The organism is Thiorhodococcus minor (genome assembly GCF_010820565.1).
GTDB lineage: Bacteria > Pseudomonadota > Gammaproteobacteria > Chromatiales > Chromatiaceae > Thiorhodococcus > Thiorhodococcus minor.
This window is the reverse complement of record NZ_JAAIJQ010000284.1, coordinates 1-904: the sequence shown is the minus strand read 5'-3', so window position 1 is coordinate 904 and position 904 is coordinate 1. Positions and strand designations below refer to the sequence as shown.

Genomic DNA, 904 nt, shown 5'->3' with positions numbered 1-904 from the left:
ACGATGTCGATCTCGCCGCAGTTGGGCCAGTACCAGCCCTCCTTCTTGTTAAGGCCGTAGACAGAGGGATCTTCCGGCATCAGCCAGAAGGCAGACCAAGTCCCCCGCGCGCTCGGGAACCGAATCCGCGCCTCGAACCTCCCGTAGGTCGAGAAACCCTTTCCCTTCGAGCTGATACGCCCCGATGAGAAGCGCGGCTGTGCGTCTGGGTCGAAGTGGGTCTCGATGACCAGCTTGCCGTCCTCGACGCGCAGGTTCCTCGGTCGCTGGGTGTAGGCCTGCAGCTCGTCATTGACTCGGCCAGGCGGCCACTTCGCCACATTCCACTTATCCGGGTCCGGAGGACCCGTATAGCCGAACTCGTCGCGCCAAAGGACACGCCATTCGGCGTCTACTGTGGTTGCGGAGGCAAGGAGGAGGGTCGCGAGGAGGGGTATCGAGAATCTTGAGAACGGCATCAAACCAGGAGACTTGGGAACTGGGGGGAGCGCGATGCTTGGGGTTGCCGTCCGAGCCCGTGCTGGACGAGGTTTCGGGTGCCGGCAGTTTACCAAAGCGAGAAGGCGGGGCTGGGGTCCCCGCTCATCGGCGAGGCGGCAGCGAAGGGTTTGGCCCTCGATGCCCTGCCGGCCGTCCGTGGACGGGGCTGGCCGAGGCCATGCCCGCAAGCAACAAGCTCAGCACGCCAAGCGTGCTCAGCCGAAGCGCATGCCGCAAGGGGGCGCTGCGACTCTCTGGCGTCGAAACCTGTCTCCAGCCATGGATCTCGAATTGCCCCACGCGAGCCCCAGGCTTAAGATCGAACCGTGTGCGCTGGCCCGGACCGACCGCCATTGGCAAGCGTCTGTCTGCCGAGGTCGTTTCCGCCTAGCACAGCGGGACTTGTGCTTCGAGGCTTCGCGGT

1 protein-coding gene is annotated in these 904 nt (G+C 64.5%); it reads right to left on the bottom strand.

The window, feature by feature from the left end; all coding sequences use genetic code 11:
- Positions 1-458: glycoside hydrolase family 16 protein (locus G3446_RS26980; protein WP_164456723.1), on the bottom strand; the 458-nt coding region annotated here is incomplete at its 3' end.
- Positions 459-904: the final 446 nt, after the last annotated feature.